General features: G+C 70.3%; 15 protein-coding genes, 1 tRNA gene and 1 riboswitch. Of the genes, 8 read left to right on the top strand and 8 right to left on the bottom strand.

What is annotated here, in order from left to right; translation table 11 throughout:
* Positions 1-10 precede the first annotated feature (10 nt).
* Together IDM46_RS02720 and dusB are read left to right on the top strand one after the other, a co-directional pair.
* A complete protein-coding gene (locus tag IDM46_RS02720; protein WP_185114742.1) occupies positions 11-961 on the top strand; it encodes a ribokinase in 951 nt (316 codons plus the stop codon).
* Between the two features lie 53 nt (positions 962-1,014).
* Entirely contained in the window at positions 1,015-2,013 is a 999-nt protein-coding gene (dusB, locus tag IDM46_RS02715) for a tRNA dihydrouridine synthase DusB (protein WP_185114741.1), read from the top strand.
* On the opposite strand, the gene IDM46_RS02710 is transcribed toward dusB, so the two are convergent.
* Positions 1,959-3,032: a metal-dependent hydrolase gene (locus tag IDM46_RS02710; protein ID WP_185114740.1), complete on the bottom strand. Its 1,074-nt coding sequence runs from the start codon at positions 3,030-3,032 to the stop codon at positions 1,959-1,961. The two genes, dusB and IDM46_RS02710, sit on opposite strands and share 55 nt — an antisense overlap.
* Before the next feature lie 122 nt (positions 3,033-3,154).
* On the opposite strand from IDM46_RS02710, the gene metK reads away from it, so the two are divergent.
* A complete protein-coding gene (gene metK / locus IDM46_RS02705) occupies positions 3,155-4,366 on the top strand; it encodes a methionine adenosyltransferase (RefSeq protein ID WP_185114739.1) in 1,212 nt (403 codons plus the stop codon).
* Between the two features lie 391 nt (positions 4,367-4,757).
* Here metK and IDM46_RS02700 read toward each other — a convergent pair whose 3' ends face one another.
* Positions 4,758-7,283 carry a prolyl oligopeptidase family serine peptidase gene (locus IDM46_RS02700; RefSeq protein WP_223878008.1) on the bottom strand — a complete coding sequence of 842 codons (2,526 nt, stop codon included), beginning with the start codon at positions 7,281-7,283 and terminating at the stop codon, positions 4,758-4,760.
* 92 nt (positions 7,284-7,375) lie between these two features.
* Positions 7,376-7,452, top strand: a riboswitch (S-adenosyl-L-homocysteine riboswitch).
* A 51-nt stretch (positions 7,453-7,503) separates the two neighbouring features.
* Between IDM46_RS02700 and ahcY the strand changes: the two genes are divergently transcribed.
* The 4 genes from ahcY (at position 7,504) to IDM46_RS02680 (ending at position 11,666) form a co-directional block, all read left to right on the top strand.
* Positions 7,504-8,952, top strand: a complete 1,449-nt coding sequence (ahcY, locus tag IDM46_RS02695) for an adenosylhomocysteinase (protein ID WP_185114738.1) — start codon at positions 7,504-7,506, stop codon at positions 8,950-8,952.
* Between the two features lie 152 nt (positions 8,953-9,104).
* On the top strand, positions 9,105-9,926 hold the full coding sequence (gene metF / locus IDM46_RS02690; RefSeq protein WP_182822773.1) for a methylenetetrahydrofolate reductase [NAD(P)H]: 822 nt from the start codon (positions 9,105-9,107) through the stop codon (positions 9,924-9,926).
* Between the two features lie 86 nt (positions 9,927-10,012).
* Complete coding sequence (locus IDM46_RS02685) at positions 10,013-10,687, top strand: DUF4124 domain-containing protein (RefSeq protein WP_185114737.1); 675 nt, start codon at positions 10,013-10,015, stop codon at positions 10,685-10,687.
* Between the two features lie 58 nt (positions 10,688-10,745).
* Positions 10,746-11,666, top strand: a complete 921-nt coding sequence (locus tag IDM46_RS02680; protein WP_182822777.1) for a branched-chain amino acid transaminase — start codon at positions 10,746-10,748, stop codon at positions 11,664-11,666.
* Between the two features lie 19 nt (positions 11,667-11,685).
* On the opposite strand, the gene IDM46_RS02675 is transcribed toward IDM46_RS02680, so the two are convergent.
* The 6 genes from IDM46_RS02675 to IDM46_RS02650 all read right to left on the bottom strand — a co-directional run bounded on the left by IDM46_RS02675 (position 11,686) and on the right by IDM46_RS02650 (position 17,423).
* Positions 11,686-13,035 carry a HAMP domain-containing sensor histidine kinase gene (locus IDM46_RS02675; protein WP_182822779.1) on the bottom strand — a complete coding sequence of 450 codons (1,350 nt, stop codon included), beginning with the start codon at positions 13,033-13,035 and terminating at the stop codon, positions 11,686-11,688.
* Complete coding sequence (locus IDM46_RS02670; protein WP_182822781.1) at positions 13,022-13,705, bottom strand: response regulator transcription factor; 684 nt, start codon at positions 13,703-13,705, stop codon at positions 13,022-13,024. Before IDM46_RS02670 ends, IDM46_RS02675 begins: the two co-directional genes overlap by 14 nt.
* Before the next feature lie 4 nt (positions 13,706-13,709).
* Complete coding sequence (locus tag IDM46_RS02665; RefSeq protein ID WP_182822784.1) at positions 13,710-14,168, bottom strand: hypothetical protein; 459 nt, start codon at positions 14,166-14,168, stop codon at positions 13,710-13,712.
* 271 nt (positions 14,169-14,439) lie between these two features.
* Entirely contained in the window at positions 14,440-15,369 is a 930-nt protein-coding gene (rimK, locus tag IDM46_RS02660) for a 30S ribosomal protein S6--L-glutamate ligase (protein WP_182822786.1), read from the bottom strand.
* 65 nt (positions 15,370-15,434) lie between these two features.
* Positions 15,435-15,508 (bottom strand) — tRNA-Gly (locus tag IDM46_RS02655).
* A gap of 79 nt (positions 15,509-15,587) precedes the next feature.
* Positions 15,588-17,423, bottom strand: a complete 1,836-nt coding sequence (locus IDM46_RS02650) for an autotransporter domain-containing protein (RefSeq protein WP_185114736.1) — start codon at positions 17,421-17,423, stop codon at positions 15,588-15,590.
* A 151-nt stretch (positions 17,424-17,574) separates the two neighbouring features.
* Between IDM46_RS02650 and thiS the strand changes: the two genes are divergently transcribed.
* The gene (gene thiS, locus IDM46_RS02645; protein ID WP_182823865.1) at positions 17,575-17,775 is read left to right on the top strand and encodes a sulfur carrier protein ThiS; all 201 of its coding nucleotides are present in this window, start codon (positions 17,575-17,577) and stop codon (positions 17,773-17,775) included.
* Positions 17,776-17,783: the final 8 nt, after the last annotated feature.

The raw sequence follows: 17,783 nt of genomic DNA, 5'->3' as shown, positions 1-17,783 counted from the left end.
GGACCCGGCCATGGCGAGCGTTGTCGTCGTCGGCTCGTTCAACGTCGACCACGTCTGGAGCTGCGACGCCCTGCCCCGGCCGGGTGAGACCCGCGCCGGCGCCTACGCCAGCGGCCCCGGTGGCAAGGGCTTCAACCAGGCCACGGCCAGCGCACGCACGGGCGCCGCGACCACCTTCATCTGCGCGCTCGGCGACGATCCCGGCGGCGCGCTCGCGCGCAGCCTGGCCGCCGGCGACGGCATCGACCTGCGCGCGCAGCCGACGGACAGGCCCACCGGCACTGCCGGCATCTACGTCGACCGCGACGGCCGCAACAGCATCGTCATCGGTGCCGGCGCCAACGCCGCGCTGTCGGCGGCGTTCGTGTCCGCGCAGGGCGCGGCGATCGCCGCCGCCGCGGTGGTGCTGGCGCAGCTGGAGTCGCCCGTCGCCAGCGTGCTCGAGGCGCTGCGCGTCGCGCGTGCCGCGCGCGCCACCACCCTTCTGAACCCGGCCCCCGCGAACGTCGCGGCGCCGCGTGAACTGCTGGCGGTCGCCGATGTGCTGACGCCGAACGAAACCGAGTTCGCCGCCCTGCTCGCCCACCACTGCGACGACGACATCGACGCCGACGCCGTGGCGCGCAGCGACGACGCGCAGCTCCATCGCCTGTGCCGCGCGCTGCTGCCACGCGGCACGGTGGTGGTGACGCTGGGCGCGGCAGGTGCCTTCGTCTCGCACCGCGAGGACCAGCTGCGTGGCGACGCGCTTGCCTTCTACCGCTCCGCGGCGACGCGCGTCGAGGTGGTCGACACCACCGGTGCCGGTGATGCCTTCAACGGCGCGCTGGCGGCGTCGCTGGCACGCGCCACGCCGGCGCCGTTCGCGGCCCATGTCGCCTTCGCCTGCCGCTACGCCGGCGAGGCCACCCGCCTGCCGGGGGCCGCATCGGCCATGCCACGGCTGCCCGCGGACGCCTGAACGCGGAAGGGCGCGCGCCTGCCGACGCGGCGGTGATCGGCGACAATGCCGGCATGCGCATCGGCCCCTACAGCATCGCCCCGAACGTGGTCCTGGCGCCCATGGCGGGGGTCACCGACAAGCCGTTCCGGCTGCTGTGCAAGCGCCTGGGCGCCGGGCTGGCGATGTCGGAGATGACCATCTCCGACCCGCGCTTCTGGAGCACCGAGAAGTCGCTGCGGCGCATGGACCACGCCGGCGAACCCGATCCGGTCGGCGTGCAGATCGCCGGCACCGAACCCGCGCAGCTCGCCGACGCCGCGCGCTACAACGTGGACCACGGCGCGCAGGTCATCGACATCAACATGGGCTGCCCGGCGAAAAAGGTCTGCAATGCCTGGGCGGGTTCGGCACTCATGCGCGACGAGGCGCTGGTGGCGCGCATCGCCACCGCCGTGGTCGCCGCCGTCGACGTGCCGGTGACGCTGAAGATCCGCACCGGCTGGGCAGCCGGCCAGCGCAACGCCGTGGCCATCGCGCGCATCGCCGAGGACGCCGGCATCGCCGCGCTCGCCGTGCACGGCCGCACCCGCGACCAGCAGTACACCGGCAACGCCGAGTACGACACCATCGCGGAAGTGAAGTCGCGGCTGGCCATCCCGGTGCTGGCCAATGGCGATATCGACTCCCCCGAAAAGGCCGCCGCGGTCCTCGCACACACCGGCTGCGACGCGGTGATGGTCGGGCGCGCGGCGCAGGGCCGGCCGTGGATCTTCCGCGAGATCGCACATTTCCTGGCGACCGGCGCGCACCTCCCGCCGCCCACGCTGGGCGAGGTCGGCGACATCCTCATCGCGCATCTGGAGGCGCTGCACGCGTTCTACGGCGAGCCGTCGGGCGTGCGCATCGCGCGCAAGCATCTCGGCTGGTACGCGAAGGACCGGCCCGAAAACGCCGCGTTCCGCGCGGTGGTGAACCGCGCCGAGACCGCGCGCGCGCAGATCGACCTGACCCGCGACTATTTCGACGCGCTCTCCGCCGGCGTCGCGCCGTCGCTGTACGAGGCCGCCTGACACGGCGACAGGCACGCGCCGGGGTCCCGCCAGGTGCGCTGCCACGTGGTGTCCCACGTGCCAGCCAGGTCGCGCGTGACGCGCAGCTGCCGCGGTGCGATGGCCTGCCAGGGCCCACCGCGGCGCGCGACCGCGAAGTTGAAGAAATAGTCGGGCTCGTTGCCCATGCGCAGGTCGCTGAGCACCAGCTCGCCATCGACGTCGCGCGCACGCATGAAGCCGTGGTTGAACCACGCCAGGCGCGCCACCGCCGGGACATGCGATGCCTCGGCCAGCGCCTGCACGTTGGAGGCATGACCTTCGAAGTGCATCGCACCGTCGTCCGCGACCAGCGAGCGGAAGCCCTCGACGTAGCCCGTCGGCGTCATCGCCACCACCCGCCACAGCAGCGTGGTGAACGGCATCGGCACCGAGAACCGCGGCGCGTGGGCCAGCCCCATGGCAGCCAGCGCGCGGTCGGCTTCGCGCTCGACCATCGCCTTGGCGGCCAGTGACCAGCCGAGGTAGGCGGTGCTCAGCACCAGCCCGGCGACCAGCGCACGCTGCGCCGCCACGCGCCCGCGCAGGAAGAAGGCCGCGGCGCAGGCCAGCAGCAGCCACACCGTGTACAGCGGATCGATGATGAACACGCTGGACCACATCACCGGCGGCGTCGCCAGCGGCCACAGCAGCTGCGTGCCGTATACGGTGAAGGCGTCGAGCAGCGGGTGGGTGACCAGCGCCAGCTGAATCGCCCAGAACCAGCGCGCTGGCGCTTCGGCCACGCGGCCGCCGCGGTGCCGGAAGAACGTCCAGATCGCCCAGGCGAGCAGCGGCAGCACGAACAGCGAATGGCTGGCGCCGCGGTGCAGCGTCATCATCGCCACCGGATCGTCGGTGAGCAGGGCGATCGGCAGCGAGTCGAGGTCCGGCAAGGTGCCGAGCGCGGCGCCGGCCAGCAGCGCCGCACGACGGTGTCGCGCAGGCGCGACGGCGGCGGCGACGGCGGCGCCGAGAACGATCTGGGTCAGGGAATCCATCGCCGGATGCTAGCAGCGCGCCAAGCTTGACCGTGTCGCCCGACATGCCGGCAGAATGCTCAGAGCGGCGCGCCGGTGTATCATGCCGACCATCTTTTCATCCGAATCAAGGGATATAAGCGATGTCGAGCACCCTGTTCACCTCCGAATCGGTCTCTGAAGGCCATCCCGACAAGATCGCCGACCAGATTTCCGACGCGGTCCTCGACGCCATCATCGGCCAGGACAAGGGCGCCCGCGTCGCCTGCGAGACCATGGTCAAGACCGGCGTGGCGATCGTCGCCGGCGAGATCACCACCACCGCGTGGATCGACCTCGAGGCCCTGACGCGCAAGGTGATCCTGGACATCGGCTACGACTCCAGCGACGTCGGCTTCGACGGCGCCACCTGCGGCGTGCTCAACCTGATCGGCAAGCAGAGCCCACACATCGCGCAGGGCGTGGACCGCAAGAAGCCCGAGGAAATGGGCGCCGGCGACCAGGGCCTGATGTTCGGCTACGCCACCAACGAGACCGACAGCTACATGCCGGCGGCGATCCACCTGTCGCACCGCCTGGTCGAGCAGCAGGCGAAAATCCGCAAGAAGAAGAACTCGCCGCTGCCGTGGCTGCGTCCCGACGCCAAGAGCCAGGTCACCCTGCGCTACGACAACGGCAAGGCGACCGCGATCGACGCGGTGGTGCTGTCCACCCAGCACGCCCCGGGCATCCGCCAGAAGGACCTCATCGAGGCCGTCCGCGAGGAGATCCTCAAGCCGGTGCTGCCGGCCAAGTGGCTGCACAAGGGCACCAAGTACCACATCAATCCGACCGGCAAGTTCGAGATCGGCGGCCCCGTGGGCGACTGCGGCCTGACCGGCCGCAAGATCATCGTCGACACCTACGGCGGCTGGGCGCGCCATGGCGGCGGCGCGTTCTCGGGCAAGGATCCGTCCAAGGTCGACCGCTCGGCGGCGTACGCCGCGCGCTACGTCGCCAAGAACGTCGTGGCCGCGGGCCTGTCCGACCGCTGCGAAGTGCAGCTGAGCTACGCGATCGGCGTGGCCGAGCCGACTTCGATCTCGGTCACCACCTTCGGCACCGGCAAGGTCGGCGACGACGTGATCGAGAAGCTGATCCGCAAGCACTTCGACCTGCGCCCGTACGGCATCATCAAGATGCTCGACCTGATCCACCCGATCTACCAGCGCACCGCCAGCTACGGCCACTTCGGCCGCAAGCCGCAGGAAGTCACCTACGTCGGCGCCGATGGCAAGACCCAGACCGCCACGGCGTTCTCCTGGGAGAAGACCGACAAGGCCGACGAGCTGCGCAAGGCCGCGAAGCTGAAGTAATCCCTGGCAACGCGTGCAACAGGAAACGGGCCGCCATCGCGGCCCGTTTTTTTTGGTCCATGCGAGCACGCGGTACTGGTGCAACGCCGGCGCCGGGCACCAAGGCCCTTGAGGACTCATGTCCCCCGGCGATGGCCTGCGGCCATCGCCTCCTCCTTGACTTCGCCCTCAAGGGCCTTGGCACCCGGTGTGCCGGCTTACGCGTTGGCCCGGGAGCACAGCCCGAAGTACGGAGTCGCATGCTTGCAGTACTCGCGGCGAGCGCAAAGCCCCGAAGTGGCCGTGAGGCCTTCGCGGGGAAGTAAAGGAGGAGGCATCCGCTGCAAGGCGGATGCCGGGGGACATGAGCCGCGAAGGCCTCACGGCCACCACAGGGGCCCGCCGCGTCCCGTTACGGAGTGGCCGCAGCCCGCACCTCGACACCCGCCGCCCGCGGCGGCGCGTTGCGCACGTACTTCTCCAGCCAGTCGTTGGTCTCCGCCAGCATGTGCAGGATCGACTCGCGCGCGCGGTAGCCGTGCGACTCGTTGGGCAGCATCACCAGCCGCGCCTGGCCACCCAGTCCCTTGATCGCCGAGAACAGCCGTTCGCTCTGCATCGGGAAGGTGCCGGAGTTGTTGTCCTGCTCGCCGTGGATGATCAGCACCGGCTCGTCGATGCGATCGGCGTGGTCGAACGGCGACATCGCCTGGTAGGTGTCGGTGGCCTGCCAGTAGCTGCGCTCCTCGGCCTGGAAGCCGAACGGCGTGAGCGAGCGGTTGTAGGCGCCGCTGCGCGCGATGCCGGCGCGGAACAGGTCGGAATGCGCAAGCAGGTTGGCGGTCATGAACGCACCGTACGAATGCCCGCCGATGGCGATGCGGTCCGGATCGGCGACGCCCCGCTTGACCACTTCGTCCACCGCGGCCTGCGCGCTCGCCACCAGCTGCGCGATGTAGGTGTCGTTGGGCTCGGCATCGCCCTCGCCGACGATCGGCATGGTCGGACCGTCGAGCACGGCATAGCCCTGCGCCAGGTAGGCCAGCGGTCCCCAGTAGCTGATGCGGTTGAAGCGGTGCGGCGAACCGGTGACCTGGCCCGCGGCATCCGCCGACTTGAACTCGCGCGGGTAGGCCCAGGCCAGCATCGGCAACGGACCGTCGCGTTGCGCCTGGTAGCCCGGCGGCAGGTACAGGTTGGCGGTCATCTCCACGCCGTCGGCGCGGGTGTAGCGGATCTGCTCCTTGCTGACGTCGCGCAGTTCCGGCGTGGGGTGCGGGACGTCGGTCAGCGCGACCGGTGCCGCGCCATTGCCGAGTACGCGCAGGTACACGTTCGGCGGCGACGTGGGCGACTCGCGGGTGGTGAGGATGCGCGCGCCGGCGGCGTCGAGCACCGCGATCACCGCTTCGTAGACCGGCGCTTCGGACTGGAACAGGCGCTTGGTGCCGGCACCCGCGCGGAACTGCTGGCGATCCAGGAACGGGCGGTCGCCTTCGGCCGAGGCGCCCTCGCCGATGCGATAGATGCCCTCGCCGTCCGCGGTGGTCAGCAGTCGCTGGAATCCGCGCGCGTCGGCGTGCGTCACCGGCTCGCCCGGGTCGGCGTAGCGGTCCTCGCGCGAACCCTCGCGCAGCAGCACCGGTGCGATACCGGCATCGGGCGCCAGCCGCCATTCGCGCAGCCTGCGGGTCTTCCACCAGGACTCGGTGAGCAACGCCAGGCTGCCGTGGCCCCAGCGCACGCCGGCGTAGCGCATCGACAGGTCGGCGAGCACCTGCGGCTTGCCCTTGAACGGCGCGGCGTGGGCGAATACGCGGTCGCGCACCTCGGCCTCGCGTGCGGGATCGCCGCCGTCCTGCGCCTCGGCCCAGACCAGGGTCGCGGGCGCATCGGCGCGCCACGCGACGCGGCGCACGCCCGGCGCCACCGCGTCGTTGCCGGTCGGCAGGCCTTCGACCAGCGGCAGCGTGGCCACGGTGTGCAGCAGGCGACCGTCGAGATCGATCACGTCGATCCGGCGCGGGAAGCGCGAATACGGCACCAGGTACGAGAACGGGCGCTCGATGCGCTGGCGCAGCAAGTGGCGGCCATCGGGCGAGACCGCGGCGCCGACGTGCATGCCGGGCGCGGCGATCGGCGTCACGCGGCCGTCGAGCCCGACGCGCGCCAGCTGCGTGGTCATGTAGTACGCCAGCACCTCCGCGTCCTGGGGATTGCGCAACAGGTCCTGGTAGGTGCGCAGGCTCTGCACGCGTCCGTCGCCGTCAGTCTCCTGGATGCTCGGGCCGCGCGGCACGCCGTCGCTGGCGGGCGCTGCGCCCTGCCCCTGCGGTCGCAGCATGGCGAGCAGGCCGGAACCATCCGGCAGCCAGTCGAAGCCCTCGCCGACGACGCTGCCAAGCGGCTGGTCCGTCAGCCGCCGCGCACGCCCCGCGGCCACGTCGACCAGCCACAGCTCGACGCGCCCGGCGCGCGTGTCGACGTGGCTGAAGGCGATATGGCGCTGGTCGGGCGACCACTGCATCGCGGCCAGCGCCAGCGGCTGCGGCAGGCCGGCAATGCGCCGTTCCGCGCCGCCGTCCACTGCCTGCAGCCAGAGGTCGTCGACGAAGGTGAAGGCGCTGGCGGAATGGGTGCGCGGGTGGATGCGCAGCCCGCCCAGCCTGAGTTCCGGCTGGGCGACCACGTCGATGCCCGGCAGTGAAGGCACCTGCAGGTAAGCGATCACGTCGCGCCGCGGCGACAGCGACAGGCGCGGCGGCTGCGGTGCGTCAACCAGCGCGCGCAGCGCCGGTGGCGGCAGGCGGTAGCCGGAGTCGTCGGCGGCGGCGGCCGTGGCGGCCTGGGCGTCGCGCGCCTGCGCGGGAGCGGACGACCACAGCAGCGTGGCGACCAGGAACGGGGCGGCGAGATGCCTGAGGGCGAGCGTGGCCAATGCGGGGATCCTGTACAGATGCGATCCGCCAGCCTAGCCCGCCGCCGTGGCGCCCGTACCGTGGCGGGGGTCATGGGGATATAATCGGCGGCTCCGCCGAGGGGCGCTGCGACCGTGGAACCAGCACGGCCAGGCTCGGCGGAATACACCCCAACGGCGCCCGGTTCCCCACCCCACCCTCTCCCCGAGCGGGACAGGGAGCAGAAACCGGAGCTTCCGCATGAACGCACAGGTCAAGACCTTCTCTACCGAAGGCGACTACAAGGTCGCCGACATCTCCCTGGCCGACTGGGGCCGCAAGGAGCTCGACATCGCCGAGCACGAGATGCCCGGCCTGATGTCCATCCGCCGCAAGCACGCCGCCGACGCCCCACTCAAGGGCGTGCGCGTGACCGGCTCGCTGCACATGACCATCCAGACCGCGGTGCTGATCGAGACGCTGAAGGACATCGGCGCCGACGTGCGCTGGGCGTCGTGCAACATCTTCAGCACCCAGGACCACGCCGCGGCCGCGATCGCCGCCAGCGGCACCCCCGTGTTCGCCTGGAAGGGCGAGACGCTGGAGGAGTACTGGGACTGCACGCTCGAGGCGCTTTCCTTCCCGGACGGCAAGGGCGGCTTCCTCGGCCCGCAGATGGTGGTCGACGACGGCGGCGACGTGACGCTGCTGATCCACAAGGGCTACGAGCTGGAACAGGGCGACGAGAGCTTCGTCAACGGCCCGGCGTCGAGCCATGAGGAGCAGGTGATCAAGAACCTGCTCAAGCGCGTCGCCAAGGAGCGTCCCGGCTTCTGGGCCACCGTGGTCCGCGACTGGAAGGGCGTCTCCGAGGAGACCACCACCGGCGTGCACCGCCTGTACCAGCTCGCTGAGGCCGGCCAGCTGCTGGTGCCCGCGATCAACGTCAACGACTCGGTCACCAAGTCGAAGTTCGACAACCTGTACGGCTGCCGCGAGTCGCTGGCCGACGGCCTGAAGCGTGCGCTGGACGTGATGCTGGCCGGCAAGGTGGCCGTGGTCTGCGGCTACGGCGACGTCGGCAAGGGCTCGGCGGCTTCGCTGCGCGCCTACGGCGCGCGCGTGATCGTCACCGAGATCGACCCGATCTGCGCGCTGCAGGCGGCGATGGAAGGCTACGAAGTGACCACGATCGAGGACACCCTCGGCCGCGGCGACATCTACGTCACCACCACCGGCAACAAGGACATCATCACCGTCGCGCACATGCAGGCGATGAAGGACCAGGCGATCGTCTGCAACATCGGCCACTTCGACAACGAGATCCAGGTCGACGCGCTGTACTCGCTCGCCGGCGTCGAGAAGATCAACATCAAGCCGCAGGTCGACAAGTTCACGTTCGGCAACGGCAACAGCATCTTCCTGCTCGCCGAGGGCCGCCTGGTCAACCTGGGCTGCGCCACCGGCCACCCGAGCTTCGTGATGTCCAACTCGTTCGCCAACCAGACGCTCGCGCAGATCGACCTGTGGGCGAACAAGGACAGCTACGAGAACAAGGTGTACATCCTGCCGAAGAAGCTCGACGAGGAAGTCGCGCGCCTGCACCTGGAAAAGATCGGCGTGAAGCTGACCAGGCTCACCACGGAACAGGCCGACTACCTCGGCGTGTCGCCGGACGGCCCGTACAAGGCCGAGCACTACCGCTACTGAGCGGCCGCACCGATCGATGCAGCAGCAACGGGCGCCGAAAGGCGCCCGTTCTGTTTGTGCGTGCGCCGACGGACGCCGCTGAACGCCGCGCGCTCTTACCATCCATCGCGATATAGCGATACACTTCGCCGTCCCCGCCGGAATGCTGCCTGATGACCCCGATCAGCTTCGAGTTCTACCCGCCGAAAAACGACGAGCAGCGCGCGCAGCTCGAACGCACCGCCGCCAGGCTCGCGCCGCATGCGCCGGAATACGTGTCCTGCACGTTCGGTGCCGGCGGCTCCACCCTGAGCTACACCGGCGACACGATCCGCGGGCTGCTCGCCCAGGGCTTCGACGCAGCGCCGCACCTGTCCTGCGTCGGCGGCACCCGCGAGGAAATCGCCGCATTGCTGGTCGAGTACCGGGATGCGGGCTGCCGGCGCATCGTGGCGCTGCGCGGTGACCTGCCTTCGGGCATGGGCCATCCCGGCGACCTTCGCTATGCGTCCGACCTGGTGGAATTCATCCGCGCCGAACACGGCGACCATTTCCGCGTCGACGTCGCCTGCTACCCCGAAACCCACCCGCAGGCCGAGGATGCGCTGGCCGACCTGCGCCACTTCAAGGCCAAGGTCGATGCCGGCGCCGACGGCGCGATCAGCCAGTACTTCTACAACGCCGATGCCTACTTCCGCTTCGTCGACGCGGTGCGCCGGCTTGGCGTGGAGGTGCCGGTGGCGGCCGGCATCATGCCGATCTCGAACTTCAGCCAGCTGCGGCGCTTCTCGGAATCCTGCGGCGCGGAAATCCCGCGCTGGCTGGCCAAGCGCATGGCGGCCTACGGTGACGACGCCGAAAGCGTGCGCGCGCTGGGCGCGGACTTCGTCGCCGACCTCTGCCGACGGCTGGTGGACGGCGGCGCGCCGTCGCTGCACTTCTACACGCTCAACCTGGCGCGGCCCACGCTGGCCGTGCTCGACGCCATGGCCTGAACGGCGGGCCACGCGCGGCGCTTCGCGCGCCGCTCCGTGACCTCCAGCGCTATCGGCGCGGGGCGCGGCGGCGGTAGCCTTCGGGCATGTCGCATCCGATCCAACGCGTCGCCGCCGGCGCGCTGTCCATCGCCTTCGCCTTGGCGCTTGGGCCCATGCGCCCCGCCGCGGCGCAGGTGCACCGCTGCACCACCGCCGACGGCGGCACGCTGTACAGCGACCGTCCCTGCGCGGTGTTCGGCGCGAGCGAGAACACCGCCACGCCACCCGGCGGCGGGGCCACCGGCACGCGCTACCGCGGTGGCTGCTCGCGCCGACTGCAGGACCTGGTGTTCGAAGTGACCACGGCGATCGAATCCGGCGACGTCAATCGCCTCGCGGCGAGCTACCACTGGCCGGGGCATTCGACGCGCGGCGGCAACGCCACGATCGACCGGTTGGATGCCATCACCCGCAGGCCGCTGCTCAACATCACCGCGCTGCGCCCGGCGGACACCGTGGTCGTGGCCGACCCGGCCACCATGGCCCACGCCGGCACCGGCCCGGCCGCGAGCGGGTGGTCGCTGTCCGGCACATCCGCCGACGCGTCGGCGGCCGCGGCCGCCGACGCGGCCCGCATCGCCGCCGAGCACGCCACCTTGCGCGCCCCGCAACGCCCGGTGGCGCTGCGCATCGACCAGGTGCTGTCGGACGGCATCACGCCATCACGCACCACGTTCGGCCTGCGCCGGCACATGGACTGCTGGTGGGTAACGCTTTGAGCGCGCCACGCTTCCGCTTTGCTGCAAAATGACGGCCCACGCGCAGCGGAGCAGCGGCATGCAGCAGTACCCCGAATGGATCTGGCAGAACGGCATCATCAAGCGCTGGGCCGATGCCACCACGCACGTCATGTCGCACGCCCTGCATTACGGCTCGTCGGTGTTCGAAGGCATCCGCGCATACAAGACCACGTCCGGCACGGCGATCTTCCGCCTCGACGACCACACCCGGCGCCTGCATGCGTCGGCGCGCATCTACGAGATGGCCATCCCGTACAGCGCCGACGAGATCAACGCAGCCTGCCACGAGGTGATCAACCGCAACGGTCTCGAGCGCGCCTACCTTCGCCCGGTCGCCTGGCGCGGACTCGGCGGATTCGGCCTGTCGGCCGAGACGCCGATCGATGTCGCGGTCGCCGCATGGCACATGGGTCCCTATCTGGGCGAGGGTGCGCTGACCGAGGGCATCGACGCCTGCGTGTCCAGCTGGCAGCGCTTCGCGCCCAACACCATTCCGGCCGGGGCCAAGGCCGGCGGCAACTACCTGTCCGGCCAGCTGGTGGCGCGCGAGGCGCGGCGCCTGGGCTTCGGCGAGGGCATCGCGCTGGCCTCCACCGGGCTGCTTTCGGAAGGCGCCGGCGAGAACCTGTTCCTGGTGTTCGACGGCGCGTTGCACACCACGCCGGTCAGCGCCGCGCTGCTCAACGGCATCACCCGCGATTCGATCATCCGCCTCGCGCGCGATGTCGGCATCGAAGTTGTCGAACGCGACCTGCCGCGCGAGTACCTGTACCTGTGCGACGAGTTGTTCATGTGCGGCACCGCGGCCGAGATCACGCCGATCCGCTCGGTTGACGGCCGCCAGATCGGGGCCGGCCGCGCCGGGCCGGTGACGCTGCGCATGCAGGAGCTGTTCTTCGGCCTGTTCGACGGCCGCACACCGGACCGCCACGGCTGGCTGCAGCCGCTGCAGTCCTGAGCCGCCGACGTGCGCGGGCTCACGCCTGGGCGTGCCCGCCGCTGTCGTCGCTGAAGCGCAGCGTGGCCACCACGCCGCGTTCGGCGCCGGGCACCACCCGCACCTGCCAGCCGTAGAGCCGGCACAGGCGGCGCACGATGGACAGGCCGATGCCGCCGCCCTGGGTATGTTCGGCGTGGCTGCCGCGGTAGCCGCGCTCGAACAGCCGCGCCGCGTCCTCGGCGCTGAGCCCGGGGCCGGAATCGATGACGTCGATCGCGTCGTCGTGCAGCCGCGCGACCACTTCGCCGGAGTTGGTGTACTTGATGGCGTTGCCGATCAGGTTGCCCAGCGCGACGGACACGGCGGACTCGGGCGCGTCGACCACCAGGCGCCCCGGCCCGCCTTCCAGGCGCAGCACCAGGTCCTTGCCGCCAAGCTGTGCCCTGTGCGCATCGAGCAGCTGCTCGGCGACGCGGCCGACGTCGGTGGTGCCGTGGCCGCGCTCGGCGCGCGACAGCAGCAGCAGGGCGCTGATCAGGTCGGTGCACTGCTGTTCGGCGCGCTGGATGCGCTGCAGGCGTGCCTGCGTCTTCTCATCGAGGTCGGGACGCGACAGCAGCAGCTCGATCGCGCCGCGGATCACCGCCAGCGGCGTGCGCAGCTCGTGGCTGACGTCGGCGTTGAACTCGCGGTCGCGCTGCACGACTTCGGTCAGCCGCGCCGCATAGTCGTCGAGCGCGGTGGCGAGCTCGCCGACCTCGTCATCCGGGAAGTGCGGCGCCAGCGGGCCCGGCCGCGCGCTGTCGCTGGACACGTTGAGCCGGTTCGCGAGCTCCGACACCGGCCGCATCACCCGCGACGCCGACCACCAGCCGATCAGCCCGGCGAGAATGGTGAACGCGATCACCGCGGCGATCAGGATCAGCTTGATCCGCGCACGCACCTCGGCGGTGTTGGTCATGTCCTGGGCGAGGAAGAACCAGTAGTCGGCATCCTTCTTCACCACCAGGCGATAGACGAAGGATTCGCCTTCCTCCTCGCCGGTGATGTTGTACACGCCGGTCTCGAGTTCGGCCCAGTCCGGCGGCACGTTCTGCAGCTTGCCCGGGCCGTACACGATCGCGCGCACGTTGCTGAGCGGCGCCCATTCCGCGGACCGGTCGACGTAGAAGCGTTCGGCGTACTCGTCGACGTTGCTCTTCAGCACGCTGCCGACCGCCTGGTCCTCGACCACCGCGCCCACATAGGCCGCGGCGATCGCGAACATCGCCGTCAGGGCCAGCCCGAGCAGCGCGAACGACAGGATGATTCGGCTGCGCAGGCGGCGGCGATAGCGCCGCGGACCGCCCGCGGCCGGCGCCTGTACGGCTCCCTCAGGTGGAGACATCTGGCGCGGCGATCCGGTAGCCGATGCCGTGGCGCGTCTGCACCAGCTGGGTGGGGAACGGTTTGTCGATCACCGCGCGCAGGCCGTGGATGTGCACGCGCAGGCTGTCGGAATCGGGGAGTTCCTCGCCCCAGACACGGGTCTCCAGCTCCTGGCGCGTGACCACAGCCGGCGACGCCTCCATCAGCGACTGCAGGATCTTCAACGCGGTGGGGTTGAGCTGCACCAGCTTGCCACCGCGACGGACTTCGAGCGTGTCGAGGTTGTACTCGAGGTCGGCGACTTCGAGCACGCGGGTCTGCACACCCTTGCCGCGGCGCGCCAGCGCGTTCAGCCGCACCTCGACCTCCTGCAGGGCGAACGGCTTGACCAGATAGTCGTCGGCGCCGGAATCGAAGCCGGCCAGCTTGTTGTCCAGGGTGTCGCGGGCAGTGAGCATCAGCACCGGGGTCTGCTTGCGTGCTTCGTTGCGCAGCTTGCGGCAGACCTCGAGCCCGTCCATGCCCGGCAGGTTGAGGTCGAGCACCACGGCATCGAAGTCGTGCACCACCGCCAGGTGGAGCCCGGTCACGCCGTCGGCGGCGAAATCGACCGTATGCCCGCGGTCTTCCAGGTAGTCGCCCAGGTTGGCGGCGATGTCCTGGTTGTCCTCGATGACTAGGATGCGCAAGGCATCAGTTCCCGGGAGCCATCTGCCTGACACCCTTGCGCAGCCACTCCCGCGAAGCCTCGGAGTGGCGCCGGCGGTCGGCAACGGTCATGCAGCGGTTCGTGGTCGCGTTGGTGCCGGTCGTCTTCTCGCGCCTGCAGACCATGCGGCTGTCCTCGGAGGCCCTGGTCAGGATGGTGTTGACCGATTCCTGGTCGTTGAAGACGTCGACCTGGATGAGCGGCGGCAACCTGTCGACGCCGCCGGCCTCTTCGATTCTGGAACCCATGCGGTTCAGCAGGTAGGACACGCGGTTGCGGTCATCGTTGGAGATCTCGCGATACTTCACGCCAGTGGCCAGATCGACCTTGATCGCCTCGGCTTGCTCGGCGAAAGGCTTCGCCTTGAGGTCGAGCACGGTTTCTTTCGCGAAGGCGGTACTGGTGGCGGCGAAGACGAGGAAGCTGAAAATCAGTGCGCGCATCGTGGAGCCCCAAATATGAAAGGTACAGATGGAAGGCACGCGGCGCCTGGAAGCTTCGCCGACAGCCGCATTCTGCCACGGATACGCGCACCGGCCATTCACGGCCGGCGGGAACAAAAAAGGCCCGGGCAAGGAGATTGCCCGGGCCGAACGTTGTTGCCCCAATGACCGCAATCCACGACTGACGACTGGAGAGATGCGACCGCACGCACAAGGATTCCGACCAGCCCACGCTACCCGCGGCGCGATTAAAGAGGCGTTAAACCACCCGCTAAACTTCCGTTAAACGCCGTTTGGGTCGGCGGTGTGGCGGAGAAGCAGGCTTGGCGGCCGCCGCTGTTGCAACGAACTCGATGATCCGGCCGGCCACATCCACGCCGCTGGAACGCTCGATGCCTTCCAGGCCCGGCGAGGCGTTGACCTCGAGGACCAGCGGGCCGCGCGCCGACAGCACCAGGTCCACCCCGGCCACGCCCAGCCCCAGCCCCTGCGCGGCACGCACCGCCACGTCGGCCTGCCCGTCGGTGACCTCGACCGCCTCGGCTTCGCCGCCGCGGTGCAGGTTGGCGCGGAAGTCGCCGGCGGGTGCCTGTCGGCGCATGGCCGCCACCACCTCGTTGCCCACCACGAAGCAGCGCAGGTCGGCGCCCTCGGCCTCGGCGATGAACTCCTGCACCAGGAAGTTGGCATACAAGCCCCGCAATGCCTCGACCACGCTGCGCGACGCCGACGGCTTCTCGGTGAGCATCACGCCAGCGCCCTGGGTGCCCTCGTTGAGCTTGATGACGTGCGGCGGCGGGCCGAGCATGGCCAGCAGGTCTACGGTGTCGTCCGGGTTGTCGCCGAACACCGTGACCGGCATGTCGATGCCCTTGGCCGCCAGCAGCTGGTGGCAGCGCAGCTTGTCGCGCGCGGCCATGTTTGCGGCCGAAGGATTGGGCGTGTGGCAGCCCATCAGTTCGAACTGGTGCAGCACGGCGTTGCCGTAGCGGTTGATCGAGGTGCCGATGCGCGGGATCACCGCGCCATAGCCGGCCAGCGGCCGGCCCTTGTAATGCATGGTGAAGCCGTCCACGCCGATGCGCATGTAACAGCGCAGCGGATCGAGCACGCGCACGCTGTGGCCGCGCAGGCGCGCGGCCTCGACCAGCCTGCGCGTGGAGTACAGCTTGCCGTTGCGCGAAAGGATGGCGAATTTCATGGGGGGTGGCCGGAACGGCCCGGGACTGGAGCGCGGGGCTGGAGCGCGGGATTGGAGCGCGGGATTGGAGCGGGTGATGGGAATCGAACCCACGCTAGCAGCTTGGGAAGCTGCAGTTCTACCATTGAACTACACCCGCACAGGACGCCCAGTCTAGGGCGTGGATCGCGTCGTTGGCAACGCCGCGCGGACCGGCCGCGCGGCGCCCCGGCGCTGGTTCAGAAGCCGGCGCCGACGGTTGCGAACACCATCGCGTGCTTGCCGCCCTTCTGGCCGATGTTCAGGCTGCTGCCGACGTTGGCATCCAGGCCGAACAGCTGCGTGCGCGCGCCCAGGGTCAGCGTGCTGTAGCGCTGGTCGTAGTCCACGCCGGGCACGGCGTAGGCCAGCGAACCGGCGATCGACTGCGAGCGGGCAAAGGCCTGGGTGGCGGCGTCCTCGAACTCGCGGTCCACGGTCAGGCGCGCATACGGCTGCAGGTGGCCGGTGATCGCGTACGACACCTGCCAGCCGGCGCTGCCGACCAGCGAATCGAACGACTGGTCGGGGTACGCCAGCGAGGTCGACAGGCCCGGATCGCTCTCGGCGAAGCCGTCGACGTCGATGCGCTGCGCGGTCACGCCCAGCACCGGGCCGTGGCGCAGCGCGCCGTCGCCGAAGTCCCAACCGGCGTGCACGGCGAGGGTGAGGTTGCTGCCGTCGGTCGACGCGTCGTGCGTGCGCAGCGCCGGGCCCAGCGGCACCTGGCGCTCGATGTCGAAATCGATGCGCGTGTAGCTGGCCTGGCCATTGACCCAGGCGCCCGAAGCGCCGAACCAGCCGGCAAAGCCGCCCAGGCTGGCCTCGGACTGGTCCCACTCGCCGCGACGGCCACCCCAGTCGTTGCCCTGCGCGCCGTAGCCCGCGAATGCGCCATACACCAGGTTGCCGCGCGTCCAGTCCAGGCCCACGGTCAGCGCCGGGCCGGTGCCGTCGTAATGGTCACCGTGGCCGTAGCGCTGGAAGTCGCCACGCAGGTCGGTCCACCAGCGGCTGCCGTCCGCCTCGGGCTTGACGCCGATGCGGGCGGCCACGCGCTCGGCGCGGTTGCGGCCGGTGCCGGCCGCGGAGTGCGGCAGCACGGCCATCTGGCGCGGGCCTTCGATGGCGGCAACGGCGAGGTCGGCGATCGCGCGGTGCGCGCCGCTGGCCGGGTGCACGCCGTCCGCGAACAGGTAGCTGTTGGGCGCATCCGGGCTGACCAAGCTGGTCGGGTTGCAGGTCAGCGACTGCGCGGTGATCTGCGGCATGCAGGCGGTGCCGGTGACGTTGCTGATGCCGAACATGGCCGGGTTGGCGACCACTTCGCGCAGGAAATTGAAGCTGTCGACCGGGATCACGCTCAGGTTGTTGGCCGCCAGCGTGGCGAACAGCGCGTCGTTGTACATGGTCGCCAGCGCGGTGCCCTGCGCCTGCGCGGCCGGGCCCTGCGCCCGCTGCGCGGGGGTCAGGCCGAGGTCGGGGATGGTGGGCACCAGGATGTAGCGCGCACCCGCCGCCTGCAGCGTGCCGACGATGCCGGCCTGCGCGGCGACCGCGCCGCCGATGATCGCCTGGGCATTGCCCGGGTTGGCGGCCACGGCGAACAGGTCGTTGGCACCGCCCCACACCGTGTACAGCGCATCCGGATCCGCGCGTCCGCCATTGGCGGCCAGGTAGTTGCCGGTCTGCGTGGCGAGCGAGGGGATGAAACCGAGCGCGCCGGTCACGTTGACGCCATTGCGGGCACCACCGGCCGCGTAGTTGCTGCCGCCCTGCCCGTTGCCGTTGGCACCTGCGGTGGTGCCGTAGAAATCGGCCAGCCACTGCGACCAGACCAGGCCCGGGTTGGTGGTGAACTGGCCGGTCACGGCCTGCACGTTGGCCGGCAGCAGCGGCCGGAAGTAGCCGGCGTCGGTCAAGCTGTCGCCGAAGAACACCGTCTGCGAGAACGGCTGGTCTTGGGCCGCGGCGGGCAGGGCGGCCATGGCGAGCGCAGCGGCGAGGACGGTGCGGGCGGGACGGGACAGCGACATGGAGTGCTCCGGAGGAGGTGGCATGCCGGCGCCCGTGGGAATCGGCAAAGGGCGCGCATCGTTCCATGAACGGGCGCGCCTGCTCAAGCTGCAACGCGGCACGATGCGCGCCAGGCATGCATTCGGCGCGGCTCTTGGCGACAATGGCGCCATGGACATCCTGTTGAATGGCGCCCACTGCGCACTGCCCGGCCCGGCCACGGTGCTGGAACTCCTCGAGCGCGAGGCGCTTGCCGGCCGCAAGGTGGCGGTGGAAGTGAACGGCGAGATCGTGCCGCGCAGCCTGCACCCCACGCACCTGCTGGAGGCCGGCGACCGCGTCGAGATCGTGCACGCGCTCGGCGGGGGCTAAGCCGCCGG

Origin of the sequence: Luteimonas sp. MC1825, assembly GCF_014764385.1 — a bacterium.
Taxonomy (GTDB): domain Bacteria; phylum Pseudomonadota; class Gammaproteobacteria; order Xanthomonadales; family Xanthomonadaceae; genus Luteimonas.
Note: the sequence above shows the minus strand (reverse complement) of the source record. Positions and strands in the feature narration are given on the sequence as shown.

Excerpts from the sequence above, each read along its gene's own strand:
- IDM46_RS02650 (WP_185114736.1), bottom strand. The coding sequence starts at position 17,423 with ATGTCGCTGTCCCGTCCCGCCCGCACCGTCCTCGCCGCTGCGCTCGCC.
- IDM46_RS02710 (WP_185114740.1), bottom strand. The coding sequence starts at position 3,032 with ATGGATTCCCTGACCCAGATCGTTCTCGGCGCCGCCGTCGCCGCCGCC.
- IDM46_RS02665 (WP_182822784.1), bottom strand. The coding sequence starts at position 14,168 with ATGCGCGCACTGATTTTCAGCTTCCTCGTCTTCGCCGCCACCAGTACC.
- ahcY (WP_185114738.1), top strand. The coding sequence starts at position 7,504 with ATGAACGCACAGGTCAAGACCTTCTCTACCGAAGGCGACTACAAGGTC.
- rimK (WP_182822786.1), bottom strand. The coding sequence starts at position 15,369 with ATGAAATTCGCCATCCTTTCGCGCAACGGCAAGCTGTACTCCACGCGC.
- thiS (WP_182823865.1), top strand. The coding sequence starts at position 17,575 with ATGGACATCCTGTTGAATGGCGCCCACTGCGCACTGCCCGGCCCGGCC.
- IDM46_RS02720 (WP_185114742.1), top strand. The coding sequence starts at position 11 with ATGGCGAGCGTTGTCGTCGTCGGCTCGTTCAACGTCGACCACGTCTGG.
- dusB (WP_185114741.1), top strand. The coding sequence starts at position 1,015 with ATGCGCATCGGCCCCTACAGCATCGCCCCGAACGTGGTCCTGGCGCCC.
- metK (WP_185114739.1), top strand. The coding sequence starts at position 3,155 with ATGTCGAGCACCCTGTTCACCTCCGAATCGGTCTCTGAAGGCCATCCC.
- metF (WP_182822773.1), top strand. The coding sequence starts at position 9,105 with ATGACCCCGATCAGCTTCGAGTTCTACCCGCCGAAAAACGACGAGCAG.
- IDM46_RS02680 (WP_182822777.1), top strand. The coding sequence starts at position 10,746 with ATGCAGCAGTACCCCGAATGGATCTGGCAGAACGGCATCATCAAGCGC.
- IDM46_RS02675 (WP_182822779.1), bottom strand. The coding sequence starts at position 13,035 with ATGTCTCCACCTGAGGGAGCCGTACAGGCGCCGGCCGCGGGCGGTCCG.
- IDM46_RS02685 (WP_185114737.1), top strand. The coding sequence starts at position 10,013 with ATGTCGCATCCGATCCAACGCGTCGCCGCCGGCGCGCTGTCCATCGCC.